The organism is Xanthomonas sp. SHU 308 (assembly GCF_000364645.1).
Taxonomy (GTDB): Bacteria; Pseudomonadota; Gammaproteobacteria; order Xanthomonadales; family Xanthomonadaceae; genus Xanthomonas_A; species Xanthomonas_A sontii.
On record NZ_AQOK01000456.1, the window covers coordinates 1 to 1850 of the forward strand.

Genomic DNA, 1850 nt, shown 5'->3' on the forward strand with positions numbered 1-1850 from the left:
AGCGGCGGATTGGCCAGGCGCACGATCTCGTCCTCGAAGGCGAGCGTGGCCCCGCTCAGGCCCATCACCGACAGCACCAGCCCGGCGCTGATGCCGAGCAGCCAGTGCAGCTGGAACAACAAGGACTTGATCACGTCGGCGCGGTGCGGGACAGGGCGGTCGCGCATTGTAAATGAGAACGCTTATCGCATGCGATTGATCCGTCGCCGCGCGACGTCTACCGCCAAACGTGACCCACGGCGCAGTTGCCATTTGCGGCACATCCAGCGGTCACCCGACAGACATCGAATCTCGCCAGTTTCTTCACCTCTCCTGACCAGCCGAGGTTCCTGCAATGTCCGTCTCCCTGCGCGGTTGTCTTGCCCTGCTTGCGCTGTTCGCCGCCCAGGCGGCAAGCGCCGCCACCAGCTGTCCCACGCTCTACGCCGGCGGCAAGGCGCCGACGCTCGACGCGTCGATCACCAGCCGCACCACCGAGGTCTGCCATACCGAATACGTGCTGATGGCCTCCGGCGTGACCAAGGGCCCGCTGTACTCGGCCGAGCACATCACCGACCAGCAGGTCGCCGGCGCCGAATCGATCGGCCGCGTCGGCTCCTTCCACGACGAGACCGGCATCCCGGCCGCCGACCGCTCGCATACCTCGGACTACACCAACTCCGGCTTCGACCGCGGCCACATGACCCCGGCCGGCGACGCCTCGACCACCAACTCGGAGAAGGAAACCTTCTCGATGGCCAACGTGGTCCCGCAGGACCACAAGCTCAACACCGGCGAGTGGGCGCGGATCGAAGAGCAGGTGCGTCAGCTGGCCAAGCAGCGCGGCGAGGTCTATGTGGTCACCGGCCCGGCCTTCGATAGCGGCACGCGCAGCAGCATCGGCGCCGACCACGTGCAGATCCCGGACTACGTGTGGAAGGCGGTGTACGAACCGGGCAACGGCGCGGCCGCCTACATGTGCGTCAACGACAGCACCATCAACTGCGACGTGGTGTCGATCAACGACGTCATCACCATGTCCGGCGTGGATCCGTTCCCGGCGATCAGCGCCAGCATGAAGGCCAACCCGATCGCGCTGACGTTGCCGTAAGCGGGGATTGGGGATTCGGGATTCGGGATTCGTAAAAGCATCCTGACATCCCTGCCCGGTTGGGGCGGCCGGAGGCGCGTGTGCGCCAGCCGGCCGCCACCGCAAGCGCACGCCCCTCAGGCGGTGTGCGCCGTCATCGCCTCGACCAGGGCCGAGAACACGGCACTGCAGGCGGCGCTGCCGCGTACGTCCTGGTGCATCACGATCCAGCTCTCCAGGCCGACGCGCACCTGCTGCGGCAGCACCGGCAGCAGCGCCGGCGTGCGCCGCGCCAGCGCGACCTGGCAGAAGCCGATGCCGCAGCCGGCGCGCAGCAAGGCCAGTTGCGCCAGGTCGCTGTCGGCGCGCAACGCGAACGCCTCGCGCCGCCACGGCGGCAGCGCACTGCGGGCGGCGCGCAGGAACGGCGTTTCCGTATCGAAGCCGATCAGCGCGTGCTGCGGCAGTTCCTCCAGCGCCTGCGGCAAGCCATGCCGGTCCACGTAGTCCTGGTGCGCGAACAGCGCCACCGCCACCTCGCCGACGCGGCGCGCGACCAGCACGTCCTGGGTGGGCCGGGTCATGCGTACCGCCACGTCGGCCTCGCGGTGCAGCAGGTCCTGCACCCGGTTGCTCAACACCAGTTCCAGCCGCAGGTGCGGATGTGCGCGGCGCAAGGCCGCCAGCACCGGCGGCAGCACTTCCGCGCCGATCACCTCGCTGGCGGCGATGCGCACCGTGCCGCGCACCGCATCGCCGTGGCGGCCCGCCGCGCGCTGCA

Annotated in this window: 3 protein-coding genes; 1 reads left to right on the forward strand and 2 read right to left on the reverse strand. The window is 69.2% G+C overall.

The features are described from left to right. On the reverse strand, positions 1-134 hold a 134-nt coding region (locus tag D588_RS27910; RefSeq protein ID WP_157836468.1), incomplete at its 3' end, for a PepSY-associated TM helix domain-containing protein. 200 nt (positions 135-334) lie between these two features. On the opposite strand from D588_RS27910, the gene D588_RS0114475 reads away from it, so the two are divergent. After that, entirely contained in the window at positions 335-1090 is a 756-nt protein-coding gene (locus D588_RS0114475) for a DNA/RNA non-specific endonuclease (RefSeq protein WP_017909707.1), read from the forward strand. Positions 1091-1206: 116 nt separating this feature from the next. Here D588_RS0114475 and D588_RS0114480 read toward each other — a convergent pair. Then, positions 1207-1850 (reverse strand): LysR substrate-binding domain-containing protein (locus D588_RS0114480; protein ID WP_017916492.1); only part of this gene is annotated, 644 nt, incomplete at its 5' end.

Bases quoted from the DNA above. Each gene is read 5' to 3' on its own strand.
- D588_RS0114475 (WP_017909707.1), top strand. From the start codon at position 335: ATGTCCGTCTCCCTGCGCGGTTGTCTTGCCCTGCTTGCGCTGTTCGCC.